The sequence below is a fragment of the Dactylosporangium siamense genome, assembly GCF_016862795.1.
In the GTDB taxonomy this organism is placed as follows: Bacteria; Actinomycetota; Actinomycetes; order Mycobacteriales; family Micromonosporaceae; genus Dactylosporangium; species Dactylosporangium siamense.
The window spans coordinates 63148-83850 of sequence record NZ_BONQ01000166.1 but is presented as its reverse complement, the minus strand read 5'-3'; the positions used below and the strand labels follow the sequence as shown (position 1 = coordinate 83850).

General features: G+C 65.8%; 21 protein-coding genes, 1 tRNA gene and 1 pseudogene. 8 read left to right on the top strand and 15 right to left on the bottom strand.

All coding sequences use genetic code 11. The features are described 5' to 3' along the window. The first annotated feature begins 140 nt into the window (after positions 1–140). The 3 genes from Dsi01nite_RS50070 (at position 141) to Dsi01nite_RS50060 (ending at position 1832) form a co-directional block, all read left to right on the top strand. Positions 141–1076, top strand: a complete 936-nt coding sequence (locus tag Dsi01nite_RS50070) for a thioredoxin-like domain-containing protein (RefSeq protein ID WP_239136961.1) — start codon at positions 141–143, stop codon at positions 1074–1076. Between the two features lie 10 nt (positions 1077–1086). Beyond that, positions 1087–1716, top strand: a complete 630-nt coding sequence (locus Dsi01nite_RS50065) for a DUF305 domain-containing protein (RefSeq protein WP_203853567.1) — start codon at positions 1087–1089, stop codon at positions 1714–1716. A gap of 44 nt (positions 1717–1760) precedes the next feature. Further along, positions 1761–1832, top strand: a tRNA-Arg gene (locus Dsi01nite_RS50060). Between the two features lie 159 nt (positions 1833–1991). Here the strand turns inward: Dsi01nite_RS50060 and Dsi01nite_RS50055 are convergent. From Dsi01nite_RS50055 to Dsi01nite_RS50020, 8 genes are all read right to left on the bottom strand, one after another. After that, the gene (locus tag Dsi01nite_RS50055; protein ID WP_203853566.1) at positions 1992–3353 is read right to left on the bottom strand and encodes a tyrosine-type recombinase/integrase; all 1362 of its coding nucleotides are present in this window, start codon (positions 3351–3353) and stop codon (positions 1992–1994) included. Then, positions 3353–3562 carry a helix-turn-helix transcriptional regulator gene (locus tag Dsi01nite_RS50050; RefSeq protein ID WP_203853565.1) on the bottom strand — a complete coding sequence of 70 codons (210 nt, stop codon included), beginning with the start codon at positions 3560–3562 and terminating at the stop codon, positions 3353–3355. The genes Dsi01nite_RS50055 and Dsi01nite_RS50050 overlap by 1 nt, the downstream gene beginning before the upstream one ends. A 137-nt stretch (positions 3563–3699) precedes the next feature. After that, on the bottom strand, positions 3700–5643 hold the full coding sequence (locus tag Dsi01nite_RS50045; RefSeq protein ID WP_203853564.1) for a DUF3987 domain-containing protein: 1944 nt from the start codon (positions 5641–5643) through the stop codon (positions 3700–3702). A gap of 26 nt (positions 5644–5669) precedes the next feature. Further along, positions 5670–5963, bottom strand: a complete 294-nt coding sequence (locus Dsi01nite_RS50040) for a hypothetical protein (RefSeq protein WP_203853563.1) — start codon at positions 5961–5963, stop codon at positions 5670–5672. Further along, positions 5960–6205, bottom strand: a complete 246-nt coding sequence (locus Dsi01nite_RS50035) for a hypothetical protein (protein ID WP_203853562.1) — start codon at positions 6203–6205, stop codon at positions 5960–5962. The genes Dsi01nite_RS50040 and Dsi01nite_RS50035 overlap by 4 nt, the downstream gene beginning before the upstream one ends. 135 nt (positions 6206–6340) lie before the next feature. Then, positions 6341–8449, bottom strand: a complete 2109-nt coding sequence (locus Dsi01nite_RS50030) for a P-loop NTPase family protein (protein ID WP_239136959.1) — start codon at positions 8447–8449, stop codon at positions 6341–6343. 129 nt (positions 8450–8578) lie between these two features. After that, on the bottom strand, positions 8579–9160 hold the full coding sequence (locus Dsi01nite_RS50025) for a hypothetical protein (protein ID WP_203853561.1): 582 nt from the start codon (positions 9158–9160) through the stop codon (positions 8579–8581). A 143-nt stretch (positions 9161–9303) separates the two neighbouring features. Then, entirely contained in the window at positions 9304–9543 is a 240-nt protein-coding gene (locus tag Dsi01nite_RS50020; RefSeq protein WP_239136957.1) for a DUF6284 family protein, read from the bottom strand. 132 nt (positions 9544–9675) lie between these two features. On the opposite strand from Dsi01nite_RS50020, the gene Dsi01nite_RS50015 reads away from it, so the two are divergent. Together Dsi01nite_RS50015 and Dsi01nite_RS50010 are read left to right on the top strand one after the other, a co-directional pair. Further along, positions 9676–10542, top strand: coding sequence for a GntR family transcriptional regulator (locus Dsi01nite_RS50015; RefSeq protein ID WP_203853559.1), 867 nt, complete (start codon positions 9676–9678; stop codon positions 10540–10542). Beyond that, positions 10539–11237: an HAD family hydrolase gene (locus Dsi01nite_RS50010; protein ID WP_203853558.1), complete on the top strand. Its 699-nt coding sequence runs from the start codon at positions 10539–10541 to the stop codon at positions 11235–11237. The genes Dsi01nite_RS50015 and Dsi01nite_RS50010 overlap by 4 nt, the downstream gene beginning before the upstream one ends. Here Dsi01nite_RS50010 and Dsi01nite_RS50005 read toward each other — a convergent pair. Both Dsi01nite_RS50005 and Dsi01nite_RS57990 read right to left on the bottom strand, forming a co-directional pair. Further along, complete coding sequence (locus Dsi01nite_RS50005) at positions 11220–11492, bottom strand: hypothetical protein (protein WP_203853557.1); 273 nt, start codon at positions 11490–11492, stop codon at positions 11220–11222. The genes Dsi01nite_RS50010 and Dsi01nite_RS50005 overlap by 18 nt on opposite strands. Beyond that, positions 11492–12007 (bottom strand): hypothetical protein, encoded by a 516-nt coding sequence (locus Dsi01nite_RS57990; protein WP_239136955.1) that lies wholly within the window; start codon positions 12005–12007, stop codon positions 11492–11494. Before Dsi01nite_RS57990 ends, Dsi01nite_RS50005 begins: the two co-directional genes overlap by 1 nt. A gap of 77 nt (positions 12008–12084) precedes the next feature. Here Dsi01nite_RS57990 and Dsi01nite_RS49995 point away from each other — a divergent pair, with 77 nt between their 5' ends. Together Dsi01nite_RS49995 and Dsi01nite_RS49990 are read left to right on the top strand one after the other, a co-directional pair. Further along, positions 12085–12456 carry a GntR family transcriptional regulator gene (locus Dsi01nite_RS49995; RefSeq protein ID WP_373318950.1) on the top strand — a complete coding sequence of 124 codons (372 nt, stop codon included), beginning with the start codon at positions 12085–12087 and terminating at the stop codon, positions 12454–12456. Between the two features lie 294 nt (positions 12457–12750). Further along, entirely contained in the window at positions 12751–16425 is a 3675-nt protein-coding gene (locus Dsi01nite_RS49990) for an NACHT domain-containing protein (protein ID WP_203853556.1), read from the top strand. A 379-nt stretch (positions 16426–16804) separates the two neighbouring features. On the opposite strand, the pseudogene Dsi01nite_RS57985 reads toward Dsi01nite_RS49990, so the two are convergent. Continuing rightward, positions 16805–17049: pseudogene (locus tag Dsi01nite_RS57985) on the bottom strand (site-specific integrase); the annotation flags it as partial. Between the two features lie 92 nt (positions 17050–17141). Continuing rightward, entirely contained in the window at positions 17142–18020 is an 879-nt protein-coding gene (locus Dsi01nite_RS49985) for an SDR family oxidoreductase (protein ID WP_203853555.1), read from the bottom strand. Positions 18021–18245: 225 nt separating this feature from the next. Between Dsi01nite_RS49985 and Dsi01nite_RS49980 the strand changes: the two genes are divergently transcribed. After that, complete coding sequence (locus Dsi01nite_RS49980) at positions 18246–18668, top strand: hypothetical protein (protein ID WP_203853554.1); 423 nt, start codon at positions 18246–18248, stop codon at positions 18666–18668. A gap of 148 nt (positions 18669–18816) precedes the next feature. On the opposite strand, the gene Dsi01nite_RS49975 is transcribed toward Dsi01nite_RS49980, so the two are convergent. The 3 genes from Dsi01nite_RS49975 to Dsi01nite_RS49965 form a co-directional block, all read right to left on the bottom strand. Then, positions 18817–19251: a YdeI/OmpD-associated family protein gene (locus Dsi01nite_RS49975; protein ID WP_203853553.1), complete on the bottom strand. Its 435-nt coding sequence runs from the start codon at positions 19249–19251 to the stop codon at positions 18817–18819. A gap of 10 nt (positions 19252–19261) precedes the next feature. Next, positions 19262–19675: a VOC family protein gene (locus Dsi01nite_RS49970; protein WP_203853552.1), complete on the bottom strand. Its 414-nt coding sequence runs from the start codon at positions 19673–19675 to the stop codon at positions 19262–19264. Positions 19676–19782: 107 nt separating this feature from the next. Further along, positions 19783–20691, bottom strand: a complete 909-nt coding sequence (locus tag Dsi01nite_RS49965; RefSeq protein WP_203853551.1) for a LysR family transcriptional regulator — start codon at positions 20689–20691, stop codon at positions 19783–19785. Positions 20692–20703 lie beyond the last annotated feature (12 nt).

Here is a 20703-nt window from a genome sequence, read left to right as displayed (position 1 = left end):
GGCGGCCCGTTCTGCTGGTCACAATGCGGGACGGCCGCTCCGGCGGTGTTCACCGACCCCGCGTCCCGCCCGACCCCCCGACCGTTGACCAGACGAGGCCCGATGAGCGAGCACAACGCTGAGCGTTGCGAGGCGACGACATGAGCATGAGCACCCAGCACGGCGGCGGCAACCGCAAGCCGTCGACCAAGCCCGTGGCCGGCGCCAAGCCGAAGCAGGGCGGCGACGAGGAGCCCTTGGATCTCGACGAGACCACCTCCGACGAGGCCTCGGCCGCGGCCGAGGAGGAGGACGCGCCGGTCTCGCTCGGCAAGCCGAAGGCGAGCCCCCGCAAGTCCGCCCCGGCGCGCAAGACCGCCCCGGCCGGGAAGCGCCCCGCCGGCCGCCCGGCCGCGCGCAAGGTCGCCCCGGTGAAGGTGAAGCAGGGCGCCGCATGGGGCCCGATCATCCTGTTCTCGGTGGTCGGCCTGCTGGCCCTCGGCATCGTGGGCTTCGCCGTCTACCAGGTCAACGAGAACGGTCTCACCGTCCAGCAGCGCGCCGATCGCATCGACGGCATCAAGGACTTCCGCAAGATCAACAAGGCCTACACCGAAGAGCGCAGCCACGTCTGGGGTCAGCAGAAGTACGACCTGAGCATCGCGAACCCCCCGGTCTCCGGCAACCACAACCAGAACTGGCAGCGCTGCCTCGGCGACGTGTACACCGCACCGATCGCCACCGAGCACGCCCTGCACGCGATGGAGCACGGTTCGGTCTGGATCACCTACCAGCCCAACCTGCCGGCCGACCAGGTCGAAGCGCTCGCGAAGAAGGTCCGCGGCAAGGACTTCCTGATGATGAGCCCCTACGAGGGCCAGGCCAAGCCGATCTCCCTGCAGGCCTGGGGCTACCAGCTGCAGGTCGACAAGGCCAGCGACGCCCGCGTCGACGAGTTCATCAAGGCGCTCCGCCAGAACGCCAGCCTCGAGCCCGGCACCCCCTGCTCCAGCGGTGACATCATCACCGAGACCGGCACCGTGCCGCGCGACCTCGGCAAGGACGCCACCCAGCAGCAGCCGGGCACGGGCGGCTGAGCACCGACCCATGTTCGGACAACTCACGGCGCGGGCACGCCTGACCCTGGGCGTGCTCGCCGCCGTTCTCCTCCTCGCCGTGGGCGTCTCCGTCGGATACCTCATCCCGACCCTGCGCGCCCCCGGCGAGGACTCCGTCGACGCCGGCTTCGCCCGCGACATGAGCGTCCACCACGCTCAGGCGGTCGAGATGGCCATGTTCGCGTACCGCCTCGGCTCCACCGACGACATCCGCACCCTGGGCTACGACATGGCCACCAGCCAGCAGTGGCAGATCGGCCAGATGCAGACCTGGCTGACCCACTGGCACCTGTCCCCCAACACGGACAACGCCCCGATGTCCTGGATGCCCGACGGCAAGAACGCCCTCCAGCCGGACGGCCGCATGCCCGGCATGGCCTCCCAGGACGAGCTCAAGAAGCTGAAGTCCGCCACCGGCAAGGACTTCGACACCATGTGGTGCCAGCTCATGCTCCGCCACCACCTGGGCGGCATCCACATGTCAGAGACCGCCGCCGAGAAGGCCTCCACCACCGAGGTCCGCGACGGCGCCGAGAAGATGCGGGTGTCCCAGCAGTACGACATCACCGCCCTCACCGAGAAGCTCAAGGACCTCGGCGCCGAACCCCTCCCCTCCTGACTCAGGCGCCACAGCGGATCTGTTATTCTTTGCGAGGCCGCAAGGCCCCCGTAGCTCAGGGGATAGAGCACCGCCCTCCGGAGGCGGGGGCGCAGGTTCGAATCCTGCCGGGGGCACACTTCTTGAAGTGGCTCTGATCAGCAAAAACGAAGCCCTTGACCAGCATTTCTGTGGTCAAGGGCTTCGCTCGTATGTCCGGCTGTCACCGGCTTAATCTCGCCATGATCGGCGGTCCGCCCCCAATACGCCCCCAAGCGGGGGCGGCCCTGGGGAGGTCAGTAGCCCAGCGCTGCGCTGACCCGTCGACGGAGGATCTCCGTGCCTTTGTCGAGGCAGGAGGCATAGATCCGGAACAGGATCTCCACCGACTGGCCGGCCCACAGAGCGACGTCGGTGGGCGGCACGCCACCGTTGAGCCACGTCGAGACGGCCGCGTGCCGCAGGTCGTAGGGACGCTTTGCCAGAGGCGTCTCCAGGATCTCCGGAGGGAACACGTACTCGCGGGCCAAGCGCCAGGTCGTGGTGATGGTTCGCTTGGGCAGCTCGTTGCGGTTGCGCTCGCCGACGAACAGCCGGCCGCCGGCCCCGGTGCCGAACTCGTCCAGGTGCCAGTGGATGAGCGCGGTCAGCTCGGGCGGGCACGGCGCGATACGCCGCTCCCCCACCTCGCGTTGCTTGAGTTGCCGTCGGTCGCGGTTCTCGCCGCTGTCCGTCCATTCCTTGCCCGCGTGCGGTTCGGCCTCGCCGAATTCGAACTCGCCCCACCCCTCTTTCGGGAGATGAAGATTCGAGCGCTTGAGTGCAACGGCTTCCTCGGGCCGCATTCCGGCGAAGTACAGGCATCCGAAAAATGCGGCCAGGTGAGCACCGGCCGGAACTTTGTCTCGCACCGCGTTGATGAGCGTCCGTGCCTGAACCGGGTTCGGGACCGCGCGTCGATCGACCACCTGAACAGGCTTTGGCGGCTTCCATTTCAGCGCCGGAATGGGGTTCGCGTCCAAGAGCCTGAGTTCGACGGCGTACTCAACGCTCGTGTTGAGAATCTTCCGGCGACGGCTGATGACGCTGGGCGCGGCGGCCTGGCCGTCGAGACGGACCGCAAGCGAGTTCAGCAGTGGCCGGAGCACCTTCGGATCGGCGAGCGCGGACACCGGTCGGGTATTGCGGCTAACCCACTTCAGGGCGTCGGCCACGTCCTGAGGCTTCTCCTCGGCGCCGCGTTGTTGCGTGTTGAACGCCCACCGGCTGAGCGCCTTGCGGATCAACTTATCGTTGGGCTTACCCCGGGTCGTGGTGAACAGCGCGGGCGTGATCGCCGTCATCGCCTCCGCATGCGTCCGGCGGGTGGTGGCTGCGACGTGCGGCCACTTCATGTCCACGAACTTGCAGGCGAACTCGTACCAGGACATCGTGTCGTTCCTGAGCGACGACACCGGACGGCCGGATGCGATATCGAACGCCTCACCCTTGCGGGCCGCCGTCACCAGTTCGGACCGGAAGCTCTCGGCGAGCGCCGCCGTCTTGAACGGCTCCTTCCGGCGCCGGCCGTCGACCACCCAGACCACCTTGTACGTGGTCGTCTCGGTGCCCTTGTAGACGTCGATTGCCCAGATCCGTACGTCGAAGGTGGTCTTCATCAGGCGGCCACGTCCTCAAGCGATTCGAGCCAACGGTCGAGTTCTGCGCGCCGGACGCGGAGGTCACCGTTCGGGAGCTTCACGCACGGGGGCGCCTTCCGCTTGGCACGCCAGTCGTAGAAGGTCGAGCGGGACACGCCCAGCTCGGCGCAGACGTCCGGGATGGTGAGCAGTCCGCGGCCGGCGCGGGCACTGAGGTTCGTGGGCATCGGCAGTTCCCCCGTTGCGATGTCGGCCGGTTGGGTAGTGGCGCGGCGGTCGGCACGGGCCGTGACAGAACTGCCAGAACTGACAGAACGTCGGCCGGTCGTGGGTTGTGTCGGTTGTGGCAGTTCTGTCAGTGGGGTCAAGCGGCCCGCCGGTGCGCGTCGAGGGCGTGGACGGTGCCGGCCGGCCGGTGCACGTCGGGGTGGACGAGGTAGCTCGGCGAAGGTGGCCGGCCGCCTTTGGCTGACCGGGCCGGCGGGTCGAGCTGCCGGACGTAGCCATGCGCGTCCAGCACGCCGAGCGGTCCGTCGAGGTCGGCAACGTTGGCGAATTGGGCACTCTTGACGGCGCGGTACAGGTCCCGCTTGGTGAAGGCCGTCGTCCCGGTGCGCTCGATCCAGCCGAGGATCGTTTCCGCGTTGCGAGTGGTGGGGTCGGCACCCATGTCATCGAAGGCGGCCAGGGCGTGGGCGGCGTAGTACTCGCCGATGAGCGCAGCGCGGTCGAGGGTGGCGGCGTCGATCGGTTTGCCCCAGCCGTCACGGAGGTGCTCGCCGAGGTGAATCAGCCCAGCGATACGGACCACGGCGCCGGTGTACTTGCTCCCCCAGTCCACGATGTGTCCCCAAGGACCGCCGGGACGGAGCCGAGGCTCCACCGCCCGTTGGATGTCGAGCACACGAGCGTTCGCGTCCGGGGTAAGCGGCAGGACCGCCGGGTCGGTCCAGTCGGCGAGGGTGAGGACGAGCGTGGTCAGGTTCGCCGCGTACGTCGCCGCGACCGACGCCGGAACCGGGTCGACATCGACGTTGCGCCAGCCGACCGTGTTCACGGGGACCGCGAACAGGAGTCGGGCGAGGAGACCGAGGCCACGGAAGCCCGGCATCTGGGCAATGTCGCGGAGGATCTCGGGCTGCACGGCCAGGCCGAGGGTGAGCGCAGGCCGGTCTACGTGGTTGGCGTCGCGAGACAGCCGGCCGACGCGCATCATGTCGCCGGCGTGCCCCTTGAGGAACACCTCCAGGTTGGGCGTCCCGGAGTACCGGCCAGCGATGGTGGCGAAGATGCCACCTTCCGGGGAGAGCACAGCGAGCCGGCCACCTTGGGCAGCGAGCAGCGCGGCGGCGGTCTCGCTGGTGATGTCGTCGGCGACGAGCTGCGGCAGCGCCGGAACGATCACCTCTGCGGCTTCCTGCGCAGCGGCGGAGGCCTCAGCGAGCAGCGCCCCGCGATCGTCGGAACTGGCGGCGGCGTTGGCCGCGCGTTCGGCCGTCTTGCCCGCGACCTTCGCCGCCAACTCGGCCTCCACGATCGCCGGCCGAGCGAGTTCCACCAGTCGACGTTCCGCGTCCAGCAGCGGACCGATCATCGCAGCGAACACCGCCGACTTCCGGGAACCCGGCGGGAGCACGACGACCGTGTACAGGTTCGTCGGCTCACGCCACGAGCCGCGCACCTCCACCTCGGCCCGTCCGCCGGCAGCGGTCGACAGCGCGGCCAGGGCGATCGAGCCGGCGGCGTCGACCGGGGTCTGGGTGAACTCGGCGACGGCGAACGCCATGTCGGCCACCCAGCCCGGCAGTGCCTCGGCCGGGAACGCCGGCAGGTGCCGGCCGGTGCCGAGCGGGATCAGCGTTGGCCAACCCCCGCCGGTCGCGGTGTCGAGCATGCTGCGGCCGGCGGCCACCACGTCGGCCACGTCGGCGCCCGACGTGGCGAGCTGGGCCAGTTGCGCGCCCAGCTCGACCACCTGTCGGCGCCGGGCGTGGTCGGCGACGATGCCCGCGTAGTGGCTGGCGTTCGCGGCGCTGGGCGTGGCCTGCATGAGGGTGTGCAGGTAGGCGGCGCCGCCGACCTTGCCCAAGTCGCCGCTCTCGGTGAGGTACGCGGCGATCGTGATCGGGTCGACCGGTTGCCCGGCGGCGTGTCGGTCGATGAGGATCTGCCACAGCACGGCGTGCGCCGGGCGGTGGAAGTCCTCCGGGTTGAGCGTGGCGGCCAGGTCACCGACGACGTGCGGGGCAAGCAGTGCGGCGCCGAGGACGGCTTGCTCGGCCGCGTGGTCGTGCGTTTGTCGGGTCACGTTGGCGACTCCTCTCAGTCGAAGGGCTAGGCGACGCGGCGGGCCGGGCGGGCGCTGGCGTACCCGGCGCGGGACAGGACGGTGTCGAGATCGTTCGTCAGGGCCACGAGTTGTTGCCTGGCAACGGGTTCCGCGCTGGCGAGCGCGACGGTGAGGCGGACCTCGGCGTGTTCGCGGCCGTCGCTGCCCTGGACTCGGGTCAGGACGACGCGGCCGAGGCCGGGAGCGTCGAGGGTGACCGGCTGAGCGCGGTGCTCGCCGAACCCGCATCGGTGCCCGCCAGCGCACCACTCCGGGTGCTCACCGGGCCGCCGGCTCATCGGGTGCCCTGGCGGTGTTCGCTGCGCAGGTACTCGTACACGCGGCGGCCGATTCGGACGCGTCGGCCGGTGCCGTCGCAGCGAGGGCAGAGCCGGAACATGCGCCGGAAGAACGGGTTGCGGAGCTTGCCGGTGCCCTTGCACCGGCGGCAGTTGCCGAACGGAAAGGCGGCGCAGGCCAGGACGTACAACAGTGCGTAACCGGCGATGGCGAGGGTGGCTAGCAGGGCGAGGGAGTCCACGAAACGCCTCCACGGAGCAGTTTGAGGGCATGAGGGGTCGGCGCTGCTAGGTACTAGCGCGCTGATCAGGTGCTGGATTGAGTGCTAGCGGGGGTGCTAGGTCTAGCAACGCGGGCTGCTAGACCTAGCAGCGATTCAGGCGGCTTGATCCCCGCGTCGCCGGTTACGATCGGCTACCGCGTCCGCGATTGCGGACCGCTCCAAGCCGCGCCGGTTGGCGGATTTGCCGGTGTCGGGGTCGCTGCCCCACACCTGCGACGTGCTGATGCCGTACGGCTTGAGCGCCGCGCTGAGCTGCTCCCGCGTGAGGTCGCCGTAGACGTCGGGCCGCAGCCCGGCCAGCCGGGTCACGAGGGTTTCCGTCCAGACCTTCGGCTCGTCGGCGCGGATCACGGCGAGCGTGTCCTCCAAGACCGTCTCCCGCCGGACCGTTGTGGCCTCGGCCGGTTGGACGGTCAACGTGCCGGCGGCCTGCCGGGCGGCATAGGCCCGTGCAGCGAGCTTCTCCACGGTCGGGCCGTCGAGGTAGAACGTCCTCACGATCTGCGCCTCGTCGGCCGCGCCGACCAGGTACCCCACGCCCTTGTCCTTCTTGGCGAACATGGTGGCCCGGATGCCGTTGCGGTAGCTGGACGTGCCCAGGACCATGTCGTTCTCCAGTTGGCCCATTACCCGCAGGCAGTACCGCGTCCCGACGTTCGCCGAGACACCCGTGGGAAGGCTCTTGGCGTCCGGGCGTTGGGTGGCGAGCAACAGGATCACGCCCAGGGCACGGCCGAGTTTGATGATCTTCTCGGCGAGTTCGCCGGCCTCCTTGCCGAACTCCGGATGCGCGAACAACTCCTGACACTCATCGAACCCAGCCACGAGCCAGTGCAGGCCCTTGATCCGGCGGGCCAGTTCGGGGGTGACCTTGTTGTCCGGGCAGACGTCCTTCGGCAGACCCTTGATGATCGCCGCGCGTTTCTGGCACTCCGCCCGCAGTTCCCGTAGCGCGATGAGGCCAGCCTCGGCGGTGTCGTCGTCGGCGCCGGATGCGTACCGTGTGCAGACCTTGGCGAGAGTGTCCAGGCCGCCGGTGCCCTTGAACTCGAACCCCCACAGTTCGGCGATCGGGTCCAGGGCGGTGACGAGCATCGGCAGTTGGATCGCGGCGGTCTTGCCGTAGCCGGGGATCGAGCCGATCAGGACGTTGGTGTACGGCAACTCCAGGTGTACGAGCCGGCCGCGTGGGTCGGTGCCGAACGGGAACGGTTTGGACATGTCCACCGTGGCCGCCTTCAGCAGCGGCCACACCGGCTGACGGGACGCGGCCATCGGCTCGTCGCCGACCCACAGCACGATCCGGGACGGGCTGATGTCCGCGTTGCCTTCCGGCCAGACGCACCCGAGGGGACGGCCGAGACCGGACGCGAGCTTGTCCCGCCGATCCATGACCTCGCCGACGGTCACGCCGGGCGGGAGGTCGGCGTCGGCGCGCCAGCCGGGTCCGTCGCGGGTAATCGGCGCCGGGAACCCGATCGCCCTCGGGTTCTTTGCCAGGGCCTGGTTGATCCCGGCAACGCCGAGGACAGACAGCGCCCGGACCACAATGTCCGACGTGAGCGCCGCAACCCGAGGCCGGACCACCGCCGTGTCCAGCAACGGCCGATCAGCGGGCGCGCCGGCCACACCGAACACGACGACCGCGACCGTGGTCACGGCCCACGTCCACCACTGCGGCCCGGCCGCCAGCGCGGCGGCGCCGATCAGTAGCCCAACGAGGACGAACACGGCGACGATCCCGCGCCACCGCACCCGCCGATCCCGCTGCCGGGACAACTTGAGGTATGCCTCGGCGTCTTCGGTACGGACGGTGGCCTGGCGGACGGCTTCGCCTTCCAGGTCGAACAGCCAGCGGAAGAACCCGCCGATGGCCTTGACCAGCCCGACCGGCGACCGGAACGCGAGCTTCAGCGCGTACTTCGGCAGCCGCAGCGCGTGGTACGCCGCGACGTGTCCGACGTAGCCGGTGACCCATTGCAGCGTGTACAGCAGCTCGGCGCGCGACCGCAGCCACCCGGGCAGCACCGGCCGGCGCTCACCACGTCGCATCGTCGTGCCGAACCGCGGCTTGTCCTGCGCGGCGGGCGAGTCGACCAGGGTCGGGCTGTCGTCATCGAGCGGGAGCTGTACGACGTCGGCGAGTTCTTCTTCGTGTCGTTGCCAGTCGATTGGGGGTTGTTGGGGGTCTTCGCTGTGCATGATGAGGGTTCCTCCATGTGAGGGGCCGGAGCGCGGCCGAAGGTTCCTAGGCCAAGGGGCCGCGCTCCGGGCAGAGCTACAGGTGACGACTCGTCGCGTAGATCGCTGATCGCATGCCGCGCACGGGGGTCATGCGGCTTGGAGGGTCGGCGCGGGCGGTGTCGACACGCTGTCGACAGCCTGTCGACGGTGGCGCTTCACGGTCGCCTCACTCAGCCCCAGCCGAGCTGCGATCGTTGCGTCGCTTGCCTTCGGGCTCCGGGCGACCGCCGAGGCGACTCGCGCAGCAGCCGACGGCTGACGCTTCGGCGCTGGCTTCTGAACCACCTGTACAGGCTCGACGGCCGGCGGTGCGGGTGCTTCTACCTCTGGCGTCTGCTCGATCGGCGGGATCGGGTCGATCTCCACAATCGGCGTCCGCACATCGACCGGCGGCGTCTCGGCAGTGGTCCGCCGTGCGCCGGTGGCGATGAGCGCGCCGGTCGCCATGACCATCAGCCCGTCGACCGCGAACGGGCCGAGGAACACGGTCAGGTCGTCTTCGCCGTAGTGCGCCAGCAGACCGGACAGGTGCCGGTACGACACCAGCGCCGCGACCGCCGCGACCGGCAGCAGCCCGAGGAACCGCAGCGCGGCCCACCGCTTGCCGTTCGGCCACGCGACCCGTGCCAGCACCTCGACGGCGACGAACACCGCGAGCGGCCAGAACACCGCACCGGCGACCGCGCCGACCTCCGGCGTCCAGTCGGCGTCACTGCCAGCTGGCGGGACGAAGGAATGCGCGACGTTCGCCGCGACGGATACGACGCCACCCAGTGCCGCACCCGCGTACGCCCAACCACGTCCGGACTTCGTCATGCCGCCACCGCCTGCACGGTCGCGCCAGCAGCCCGCAGCTTGAGCAGCTCCCGCATGACCCGCGCCTCGGCGCGGCGCACCCGATGCCAGTCGATGACGGTCGGGCCGGGCTCAGCCGTGATCAGCAGGATCTCGGCCTGTACCAGGTCAATCTCCGCGTCGATCAGGTCCGACTCTCGCTCGATCTCGGCGAGATCCTCAGCAGTGGGCTCGACCCACTCTTCGGAGTACCTCACAACCATCTCCCTCATGTTGACTCACTTGGCTAGGCAAGTGCCGTGAGATGAAGGTAGATGCACTTGGCTAGACAGGTCAAGAGTTGAGATCGAAGTTTTCTAGTCTGGCTAGCCAGGCTGTACAGTTTGGCCATGCCAGACGACCTGGACTACCTTGGCGAACTCGACCCCGACGACTCCACCGGCGCCGCAAACCAGATCGCACGCCAACTCCGTGCAGCGATCCTGACCAAGCGCCTCTCGCCCGGCGAGAAGCTCCCCTCACAGCCGGACCTGTCCAAGCACTACGGCGTCGCCCGCGAGACCGTGAAGCGCGCCCTCGACTCGCTGCGCGGCGAGCGGCTCATCGTGTCCAGGCAGGGCAGCGGCGTGTTCGTCCGCGCGCAGACCCAACGCCCAGTCGAGCTGCGCCCGCACCTGGAAGCGGCTTTCGAGAACCAAGACGTCCGGATCGACTTCGCAGGCTTCTCAGGCGAGACCCTGCAAGGCGCGCTCGCCGAAGTCCTCGACCGCGTTCGCGCCGGCCAGCTCGCCCCGAAGACCATCGCCATCCGCGTCCTGGTCTCCGACATGGGCGTCCCCCAGGCACTGCCGGCCCGAGCTGAGACCGGCGCCGATGACCCGATCGTCCGAGAACGAGCGGAGCGCATCGCGCACCGCTCCCTCGACGGCATCGTCGACCAGGTCCACGAACTCGGCGACCTCGGCCTGGTCCAGACCGCCACCGTGCAGGTACGCCTGCACTCCGCATCGCCGCTCTTCAAGCTGTACGTCATCAACGACAGCGAAGTGTTCTTCGGCTTCTACCCAGTCACCGAACGGACCGTCGCCTACAAGGGCGAACCGATCGCCATCTATGACCTCATGGGCAAGGACGTCCCGCTCTTCAACTACGCCGTCAGCGAGGAAGACACCTCCCACGGCACCCAGTTCGTAGCAGCGTCCAAGCAGTGGTTCGACTCCATCTGGGACAGTATCGGCAGGGAGTACCAAGGATGACCAGCGACCTCCGCGTGCTCCTGGACCGCAGCCGCGCCATCCTCCTCGACTTCGACGGCCCCGTGTGCAGCATCTTCGGCGGCTACCCCGCCCCGATGATCGCCGCCGAGCTGCTGAACCTGCTTGACAGTCGTGGGGTGGAGGTCGGCAACGACATCCGTATCGAGACGGATCCGATGGAGGTGCTCCGCTGGTCCGCGACGCTCGGAAAGCCGGAACTCACTCGCGAGGTCGAAGACGCGCTGTGCCGCGCCGAGCTGCTCGCCGCAGACTCGGCCATCCCTGAGCCGTACGGCCGCGAGGTCATCGTCGCAGCTCGCGAGGCCGGCAAGCCGGTTGCGATCGTCAGCAACAACTCCGCCGGCGCGATCGAGGCGTACCTGGACGCGCACCGCCTCAGGCAGCACATCGCCTATATCGCCGGCCGCGCCCACGCCCAGCCCGACCGGATGAAGCCGAACCCGGAGCCGATCTGGCGAGCCACCACCGCGGTCGAGGTCCAGTCCGCGGAGTCCGTGCTGATCGGCGACTCACTGTTCGACATCGAGGGTGCCCAGAACGCCGGTGTGCCGGTCATCGCCTACGCCAACAAGCCACCCAAGGTGCAGCGCTTCACCGACGCTCACGCCGACATCGTGCTGACCAGCATGGGCGACATTGCCGCCGCCCTGCTGCCATCAACTCGCCAGTGGTAGACGCTCGACCTCACTCGACCGGGCATCACGAATCGCGTCGGTGACCTGAACTACCAGGTGCAGCGCTTGGTCCAGGGTGATGTCATGCGGCAAATCCGCCCCTGATCGCGTCACAAACGTGATGCCGATTAGCGACCGCTCTCCGCCCAACAGCCGCTCGACGTTCACCCCACAGCCGGCGCGATCATCAAACGGCACCGTGCACTCCGGCGCAGACTCGGCAAGCACCATTTCACTGTCGTCGAGGCGTTCCATCAGCACTCCTTCGCGCGCCCAGCCGGCGGGACCGCCGGTATCCAACCAAGAAACCGCCGGTCCAGCCCGGGCAGCTCGGCAACGCCGAGATCCTCGGTCGCCTCGGCGTACCGCACCGTCATCAGCGTCAGCGGGACCTCGGGCGCGTCCGCGAACTTCGCCACCAACTGCCGGCGCTGCGTCTGGCACGGCCACGCCCCGCCGCAGCGCCGGCAGACCCAGGTGGGCCGCTCCGGCAGATGGACCATCGTGCGCACGTCGTTGTCTCGCTCCAGCCGAGACGCCAGCAACCGACCATGCGCAGCCGTAGCAGCAGCCAACCGCAGCGCCCCGCGAACGGCATCGAGTGGCTGACCACCTGCGCCGAAGCGCACCTGCCTACGCCCGTCATCAACGACCAGGACCACGTCACCGCCCAGCCGCAACGACTCGACGGCGATCACGCTCAGATCCAGGACATATTCCGGTGCCTGCTGGGCAGACTCTGCGGTCTCGACAGCCACGATCTCTCGCACGACACCTCCACCTGCCGCGTCGCAAGGTCAGCCGGACACCGCCGACCGCCAGGCAACAGCTCAGGTGCTGGTGCAGCATGCCGATCTACAGGCCAACCGAGGCACCTGCGGTGCCCTGCCGCAACCGTACTGCTGTACGTACCTGTACGTCTAGATACGTAGCTGAAGGATCGCCAATGTCCCTGCATATCTACCTTGCTGGCATGGTCGATCCAGACGGTCCCATACCTGTCTACGTACAGATCGCCGACATCATCCAGCAACGCATCGAGGCCGGCGAGCTACAGCCCAATCGTCCCATCCCGAGTGAACTTGCACTCCAGCAGGAGTTTGGCGTGGCCCGAGGTACGGCCCGACGAGCTGTGGAACTGCTACGCGACCGTGGTCTCGTATTCACGGTCCCGCAACGGGGCACATTCGTCGTCGACGGGCCACCCAGACATCAGTAGCTCAACACCAGTACCGGCCCGTTCGCACCGACTAGCCGGGCACCGAGGAGTACCCCGTTTAGGGGGTCCCCTTGGAGGCGATGCACGGTAAAATGACGGACCTGCATCCGCCTATCCGCCGGAGTTCAAATGACATACCACTACGAAATGCTATTGGACGAGCATTTCCAAATGATGTGTCAGTCGCTGCTTATGAAGTCGTATCCTGGGCTTCAATGCATGCCAGTCGGTATGCCGGACGGCGGACGGGACGGCACAGATGGGTCGACAGCGTCCGGGCCGATAGTATTCCAGGTGAAATTCGCTCGGAATCCGTACGCGGTCGAGGATCCCGTAAAATGGGTCACAGACGCTATCGACAGAGAAGCCTCTAACATCCAGCGTTTAGCCCTCCGCGGAATGAACCGCTACATACTCATCACAAACATGCGGGGAAGCTCGCACCTGGACGTGGGGCGCATCGATCGCGTCCAGAAATACTTAGATGCTCAGGTGCCAGTGCCTTCTCAATGCTGGTGGCGTGACGATCTTGACCGCCGGCTCGATTCTAGCTTTGACGTCAAGATGAGACACCCAGCGTTGTTGGATGGCCAAGATCTTACGCGGCTCCTATTTGAAGCGGCCACGGCTCACGATCGTTCTAACATGCAGGACGCGATTAGTGCTTACCTTCTCGATCAGAGCGATCGTGACTGCAAGGTACGGTTCAAACAAATCGACCTCCCAGCGACCCATGTGTTCGATCTGTTCGTCGATGTTCCGCTCGGCCTCGCTCGACGCCAGCACAGGGAAAAGGTAACTTACACCGCCGTCACTCTACAGGCGCTGTCAAACTCCATCGTTCGCTCTTACGAGACCTACGCGGAAAAGCCAGAGTTCGTTCAAGGACAGCTCCCGCTAGAAATTTTTGCGCAGCCAATTGTTGATGAGTTCGAGAGAAACGCGAAATACTCGGTAAACACTGACGGCCTCTTCGTTGAGGGCCTCAGCAAGGAGGGCGCGCCATCATACTTTGAGGGCGTGCTGGGCGGCGGAGAACTACTGCTTGACAATGAATTCCTGCGACGGGTGCCCTGCGTACTGATTGAAGGAGCCCCAGGACAGGGAAAGTCGACCCTTACACAATATGTAGCGGAAGTTCATCGAACGAGACTCCTAGGCGCGATCCAAAACGGTAGCAGACATCTAATCTCGCAACACGCGGCCAGCGGACTCCGGCTCCCGATCCGCCTGGAGCTACGGGATATAGCCAAATGGCTCCGCGGTATACACCCCTGGGAAGGCGATGGCGAGGGCCATCACAGTTTGCCAGTGACACTGGAAGCGGCGATTGCCGGCCACTTACACAAGTACTCCGGTGGCTTTGATTTCGACGTGTCGACGGTCCACAAACTGCTGCGCGAAATTCCAACGATACTTCTGCTTGACGGCCTAGACGAAGTGGCAGACTTGCCCGATCGACAGTTGGTTGTCGAACACGTTATGGCACTGGCGACCCGTATTCCAGCGCGTTCGTTCAATCTTGCGATAATTGTTACAAGCAGGCCAACCGCCCTTCCTGGAGCGCCCAGCCTCTCTTCCGAACGATTCCCTCGCCTCGCATTGCAGCCGCTTGACGCGGATCTGGCCTTTCAATACGCGGACAATTGGTGCGACGCAAGGTCCCTCGGAGAGAAAGAATGGGGCGAAACCGTCTCGGCACTGCGAGACAATCTTGGCTCACCACACATAGCCGAACTTGGCAAGAACACAATGCAACTATCAATTCTACTGAATTTACTATATCTCACCGGCTCTAGTTTGCCAGACAAGCGTACCGAACTCTACGACGAGTACATCAAGGTCTTTCTCAATCGCGAGTCTCTCAAGAGCGAGTTTGTTCGCAAGAATCGAGACTTGCTACTCCAAGTGCATTACTATCTGGCATATTATCTACACGCTTCAGCCGAGAAAGGTGGGGCGAACGGGCGGATAGGAACCGACGATCTCAAGAGAATACTAGGTTCCTTCCTCAGGCGCGAAGGCAGGACGACCGAAATCCTGGACAAGTTGCTAGTTGAAACATTCGAGCGCATCGTTGCCATTGTATCCCGAGTCGAAGGCACATATGAGTTCGAAGTCCAGCCATTGCGTGAGTACTTTGCAGCGCGCTACCTGTACATCAACACACCATACTCCCCACCAGGCCGGCCACGTCGTGGTACACGACCTGAGCGGTTTGATGCACTCGCCATCAATCCACACTGGCTAAATGTAACGAGATTCTTTGCCGGCTGCTTCGACAAAGGTGAACTGCGCGACCTTGCTGAGCGCGTTTGCGCCCTGACAGACGATGAGTCAAAGCGGTATTCACAGTACGGAAGATCGGTCGCAGTCTTACTTCTGAAGGATTACGTATTCGCTCAATCCACGCGAGCAACCGAGGAGGTGATCGATGCCGTATACAACGGTGATGGTCTTCGCTGGTCTGGCATCTCGGAGCTTGCTAAGGAAACCGACTCGGCAACTAAAAAGCCCCAGGAGATCCTTCCCGCCGAAGCGGGGGGAAAGTATCTTGGCGACAAGGCATGGGAAGTACTCAGGAAAGAACGCCGCCCAAGTCAACGGATGTTGGAGATTGCTCACATTGCTCGCCTTCAAATCAACCGGTCCACGCTGCTGGAACGGTGGCAGGAGGAGCTTCGTAGGTTAAAGAGCCGAAGCGTGGACTGGCTATCTATCGCATTTTCGCTCGACCTAATCGGCGCCCTGACTCAATCAGATCTTGCGACAGTCATATCTCGCTGCAACAGCGAGCGCGATAGGTCACACGCACTTTGGCTAATCGCCATAGGAGGCGGCTCGACCACGAATCTCGGAGATAGCCTGCCGGCAGAAAGCTCACGAGTAATTCTTGCCGACCGGGGGCCTCGGAATACAATTGCCTCATCGGCGTTGACCTCACTCGCCGCAGCTACAGAGCCGATCAAGTGGTCAACCTGTTTGTCATACGGATTCAACATATTTAGCCCAATCGCACGCCCAAATTTCGTCGACGATGCAGATCTGATCGAATTTTCCCTTCGAATCGACAAGCTCCGAGCGTCTCCCATCTGGACGCAGCTCGATCCATGGATAGAAGCGACGACACTGCTGGATGAGAAGTTCGGTAGGACATTTCGCTCAATCGACCTAGCGGTCATTTCTGGCGGCATTCGTAATGCCAGCGAGCGCGGCGGCGGCGCCAACGACCTCCTAGACGAGTGGACCCCAATGCCCCAAAGAGTACGGGCAGCTCGCCGTCATGCCTTCGACGTGGACTGGTGGCGCGACACCGCTTCCAGAGTCGAGTCCGACGAGGACGGCGTACTGTCGATGCTCGCACTCTATGCTTGGGCCGATCAAACAACGATCGGACAGCTAGTCGAGGATATAGACACCGTCATTAGACGGCTCAGCAGTCACGCAAAAGCCTATCTGCTCAAAGCGCGACTCTACACAGGCACGTACTCTCGACGTGCAAGGACTCCACTAACCACGTTTGACTCTTCTCCTGCCGCGCTCAAAAGACTCCATACTACGACCCTCTGCCTACTACTTCCTCGTCTCAGTACCACCTTGGTAGACAACAACATCTTCCAGAGATTGCACCGCGATGTGAACCAAGTCGGCGCCCTTGGGCACATTCTCGGCATTGCCGTACAGAGGTACACCAAAGGAAAGTTGACCATAGATCAACTCATTGCGATAGCCACTGAGTGCCATAGAGGCAACGCTCCTTACATGGCGCATTGGTACGGAGTGAGGGACACCCTCAAGATCCCTCCGGACGACGCCCGCAAGATCCTTCGTAGTTCATGGAACATGCCGCGGGAGCTACTGACGGTTGCGAGCGAGTGCGCCTGGCTGCCAACCCCGGTCGAACCGATTATCGACATCGCCACGCGTGAGGGGTGGTTCGATGAGCTGGGCGAACGGCGACGCTGGTGATCATCTGTCTAGTGCGGATGCGAATCATGAGCCGGATCTTGCCGACTACCTGTTCGTCGGCTCTGCGCCATGTGGAAGATCCAAATGACGGTGCCCCTAATACACCCCTAAGCTTCGTTCTTGTGAAGACCTCTCGGCGGTGTTTCGCCTGGTCAAGGGCTATCCACCACCACCGGACCATATTTCTCTCCGGAGGCGGGGGCGCAGGTTCGAATCCTGCCGGGGGCACACTTCTTGAAGTGGCTCTCACCAGCAAAAACGAAGCCCTTGACCAGCATTTCTGCGGTCAAGGGCTTCGCTCGTATGTCCGGCTGTCACTGGCCTTTCACGGCCCTGATCGGCCAGGCACGTCCAATACGCGTCCTGAGTTTCCCGTGGCTCAGTGGCCCAGTGCTGCTGCCATCCGGCGCCGTAACTCCTGCCCTCCCCCGTCGAGGCACTTGGCGTAGCTCTTCAAGAGCACCTCGACGGAGTGGCCGGCCCACTCTGCGACCTGTATCGCCGGAATCCCCCGTTGAGCCACGTCGACACCGCCGCGTGGCGCAGGTCGTACGGCGAAGCCGCCAACGGCGACGCGATGACCTCGGGCGTGAAGGCGGCCTTGCGCACCGCGCGCCACATCCGGTTGATCCTCGGCGTCGTGGAACGAACCCATCATCCGATAGCAATGCGCCAGCAGTTCCTGACGCGGTGGGCTGGTCAGGCGGACGAACTCGTCACGGCACCTCCTGCAAGCCTTTGGCAGTCAGCAGATAGGCCGGATCCGGGTGATCCGGCGAGGTGCTGAGGCGGACGACGGCCTGACCCACCTGTTCAGGTGTCAGCACCGGCCGCCGGGCCTCGACAAAGTCCGCCAGGTCGACGCCTTGCTGCTTCGCGTACGCCCGCATACCGGCCTGTCCGAGCGCCGTCTCGGGCGTCAGCTGGGGAAGCACGGCGACGAAGCGAATGCCGAGCCCGGCTTCCTGCGACTCCTGCCCGGCGTACGCCGTGATGAAGCGGACCGTGGCCTTCGCACCGGCGTACCCACCGCTCAGCGGTGAACCACGCAGCGCGGCCCCGCTGGACATGGTGACGACCGTGCTTCCAGCCGCCAACGGGACCCGCAGCGCCGTCCGCGACCAATGAAATGCCTGCTGTGTGTCAACCTCCCAGTTACGGCTGAACGACTGCCAGGTCTGCTCACGCAGCGACCCCATCCATGGCGTCGCACCCGCGTTGAGCACCAACGTGCGCGGCCGGTGCCGCTCGAGGACTTCCGTGGCCACGGCCGCATCCGTGGCATCAGCCTCGACCGGGACGAAGCCGTCGCCGAGGAGCGACCCGACCTCTGTCAGGTCGGAGACGGACCGGGAGACGCCGACGACGGTCGCGCCGGCCGCACGCAGCGCCACCGCGACGGCTCGGCCGAATCCGCGGCCTGCGCCGGTCACGACGGCGGTGGTCCCGGCCAGGTCAATCTGTGAAGTTCGCACCCAGCAGAGACCCGGCCGGGGCCGGAAACTCATCGCGTCTCCCGCAACCTCCGCCGCCGGGCTGCCGCTCGGCGGCCCGGGCCTTCGGGGCGGAACGCCCGCCTTGACCAGCGCCAGCACGATGAAACCCGCATTGCGAGCCGGACGGTGCGCGCGGGAAAGCTCAGCGTTTTCTCAAGATTGATTCGCCACGGCGCGGGTCCGAATGGGCGATCGTTAGGCTGCAAACGGTGTGACGCAGAGCAATGTTTCTCCCTTTACCACACCGTTCAACAAGCAGATCACGGCGCTGGGAAAAGCACCTGGCCAGCGCTTTCGACCGACCACCAGGTAAGGATTCACGACATGGATGGACCTCGACGCTGGGCGCTCGCCCTCGCCGCCACCGCCGGTGCGGCAGCGAGCCTGCTGGCCCCCACCGCCGCATCCGCCGCGTACTACGGCGAGGAGACCAACTACACCGCGATCACCAGCGGCCCGACCGGCGAATATGTCTGCGTCGACCACACCGGCGTCAACGTCTGCTTCAAGCCCTACGGTGACGAGCTCTACGTCCGGGACCTCAGAGCGGACGGATACGCCGCGGTGCTCGAGTGGAACATGCCGGAGAACGGTAGACGCGGGTCGTGCGTCAACAACTTGGGCTCAGGCACCTGGGGACTCTGCAACAAAGACTTTCCCGAGTTTACCCGCATCTATTTCAACGCCGCACGATACAACCGTGGAAACCTCGTCGACCGCGGCTGGGAGCAGGTGTGGAGCACCTGATGATCCAGCCGTGGATCTCGACGACCCGACCGTCCGGCAAACACGACAGTTGAACCGATGGTGCGGAACGCCCGACGCCTTGCGCTGGCGGTCCCACCACGTTCTCCGCGTGGCGATCGCGTCGCCACGCGGAGATCTGCTTCGGGGGTCAGCCCCGCAGGGTGGCGATGGCCTTCTCGATACGCCGTTGACGCGTCTCGGCCTGCTTCGCGCTCTCGATGGCGCGCACATGCTCGCGCTTGTGGCTGAATGCAAGGTTGTCGTACGCGGCGCGGGCGACCGGGTCGTCGTCCAGCGCCTGGGCGAAGTCCGCGGGCTCGACGACGACGCGCGGCTCGGTGTCCAGCTCCAGCTCGACCTCGACCTCCTCGCCGGTCGCGACACCGGCGGCCTGCCGGTTGGAGTTGCTGAGGCCGAGCAGGTGGCGGCCTCGCATGATGGCGACCCGGCTCTTCCAGGAATGTCCGTTGATCGTGATGGTCACCGGCGGCCGCGCACCCCCACCGAGCGACTCCACCAGCTCGGCCGGGACCTCCAGTCCTCGCATGGGCTCGGGCGGCTCGACGAGGGTACGAAACTTCACGGCATGCTCCTTATTCCGCGTAGGGCTGGTCCTTGGCCTGGGCGCTGTAGCCGATGCTCCAGATGTAACCATCCGGGTCCGCGAACGTGCCGCCGTATCCGCCCCACGGCGCCGCGGCCGGGGGCTTGAGGATCGCGGCGCCGGCCTTCTCGGCCTCCGCGAGGATCTCATCGACCCGAGCCTCGCTGCGCACGACGTAGGTGAGGGCCATTCCGCTGAAGCCGCTGCCCTCCGCACTCGTGCCCATCTCGGCGGCCAGACCCTCGCGGCCGTAGAAGCCGATGAGCGGACCACCGTCCAGGGCGAAGAACGCCGAAAGGCCGTAGTCCCGCTCGATCGTCCAGCCGAGACCCTCGGTGTAGAACCGCTTGGTCCGGTCCATGTCTCCGACGCCGAGAAGGATCGAGCTCACGCTTGCTTTCATGCCTGGTCTCCTTGGTGGAAGGTGCGGGTGCAGCACCTGGTGACGCCAGTCTTCAAGGAGGCCGGACGCCGATCAACGACGCCTTCGGCATGGTGCGATGAGTGCGGCTAATCGCGGGTGAGCGTCGCCTCCCGCTGCTCGAGGATGGCTTTGACGAACGAGGTGAGCATGACCGTCTCGGCATTGGTACGCCACAGCAGGCCCCACTCCAGGGGCGGTGCATCGGGTATCGCCACGAACGACAGACCCGACCGGCTGTAGTGGTAACGGTCGCCGGCCGCCCAGTTGCTGGCGAAGAAGGCGCCCTTGCCGGATGCGACCTGCGCCCATGCCGTCTCCCACTCGGCGACCGCGGGGCCGCGTGGGATCGGCCGCCCGCTGGGCGTCTGCGGCGGAAGGTGATGGTTGACCCAGTAGTCCGGCGGTCCGGCGACGGTCACCATGCACACGTCGGCCAGGTCTTCGATGCTGATGGCCGGGCGCTGGGCGAAGGGATGCCCGGAGGCGATGACGAGCATGCGCGGCAGCGAGAAGATGACCGGCCCGACAGTCAGGTCCGGCTCGGCTGCCGGACGGATGGTGAGCTGAAGGTCGAGCTGGCCCGCGTGGAGGCCGCCGAACGGATCGCTGAGCGGCACCTCGCGGATCTGGATGTCACAGTCAGGATTCGCGACACCGAACGCCGCCGCTGCCGCCAGAACAAGGTCCCCGGACCAGGCCGCCTGCACCCCGACGCGCAGCACACCGGCTAGGCCTCGCCCGGTCGCCGAAGCTCTGGCGACGGCGTCCTGGATCTGCCGATACCCGGGCACCAGGTCCGATCGGAGCTGAATGCCGAGGTCGGTCAGCCGCACCACCCGGTTGTTGCGATCAAACAGCGGAGCGCCGAGCTTGCGCTCCTGCTGCTTGATCGACTGACTGACCCGGGACTGGGTGAGGTGCAGCCGCTCGGCGGTCCGCCCGAAATGCAGCTCCTCAGCCAGCGTCAAGAAGATCTCGATTTCGCGCAGTTCCATCGCAAAGCCACA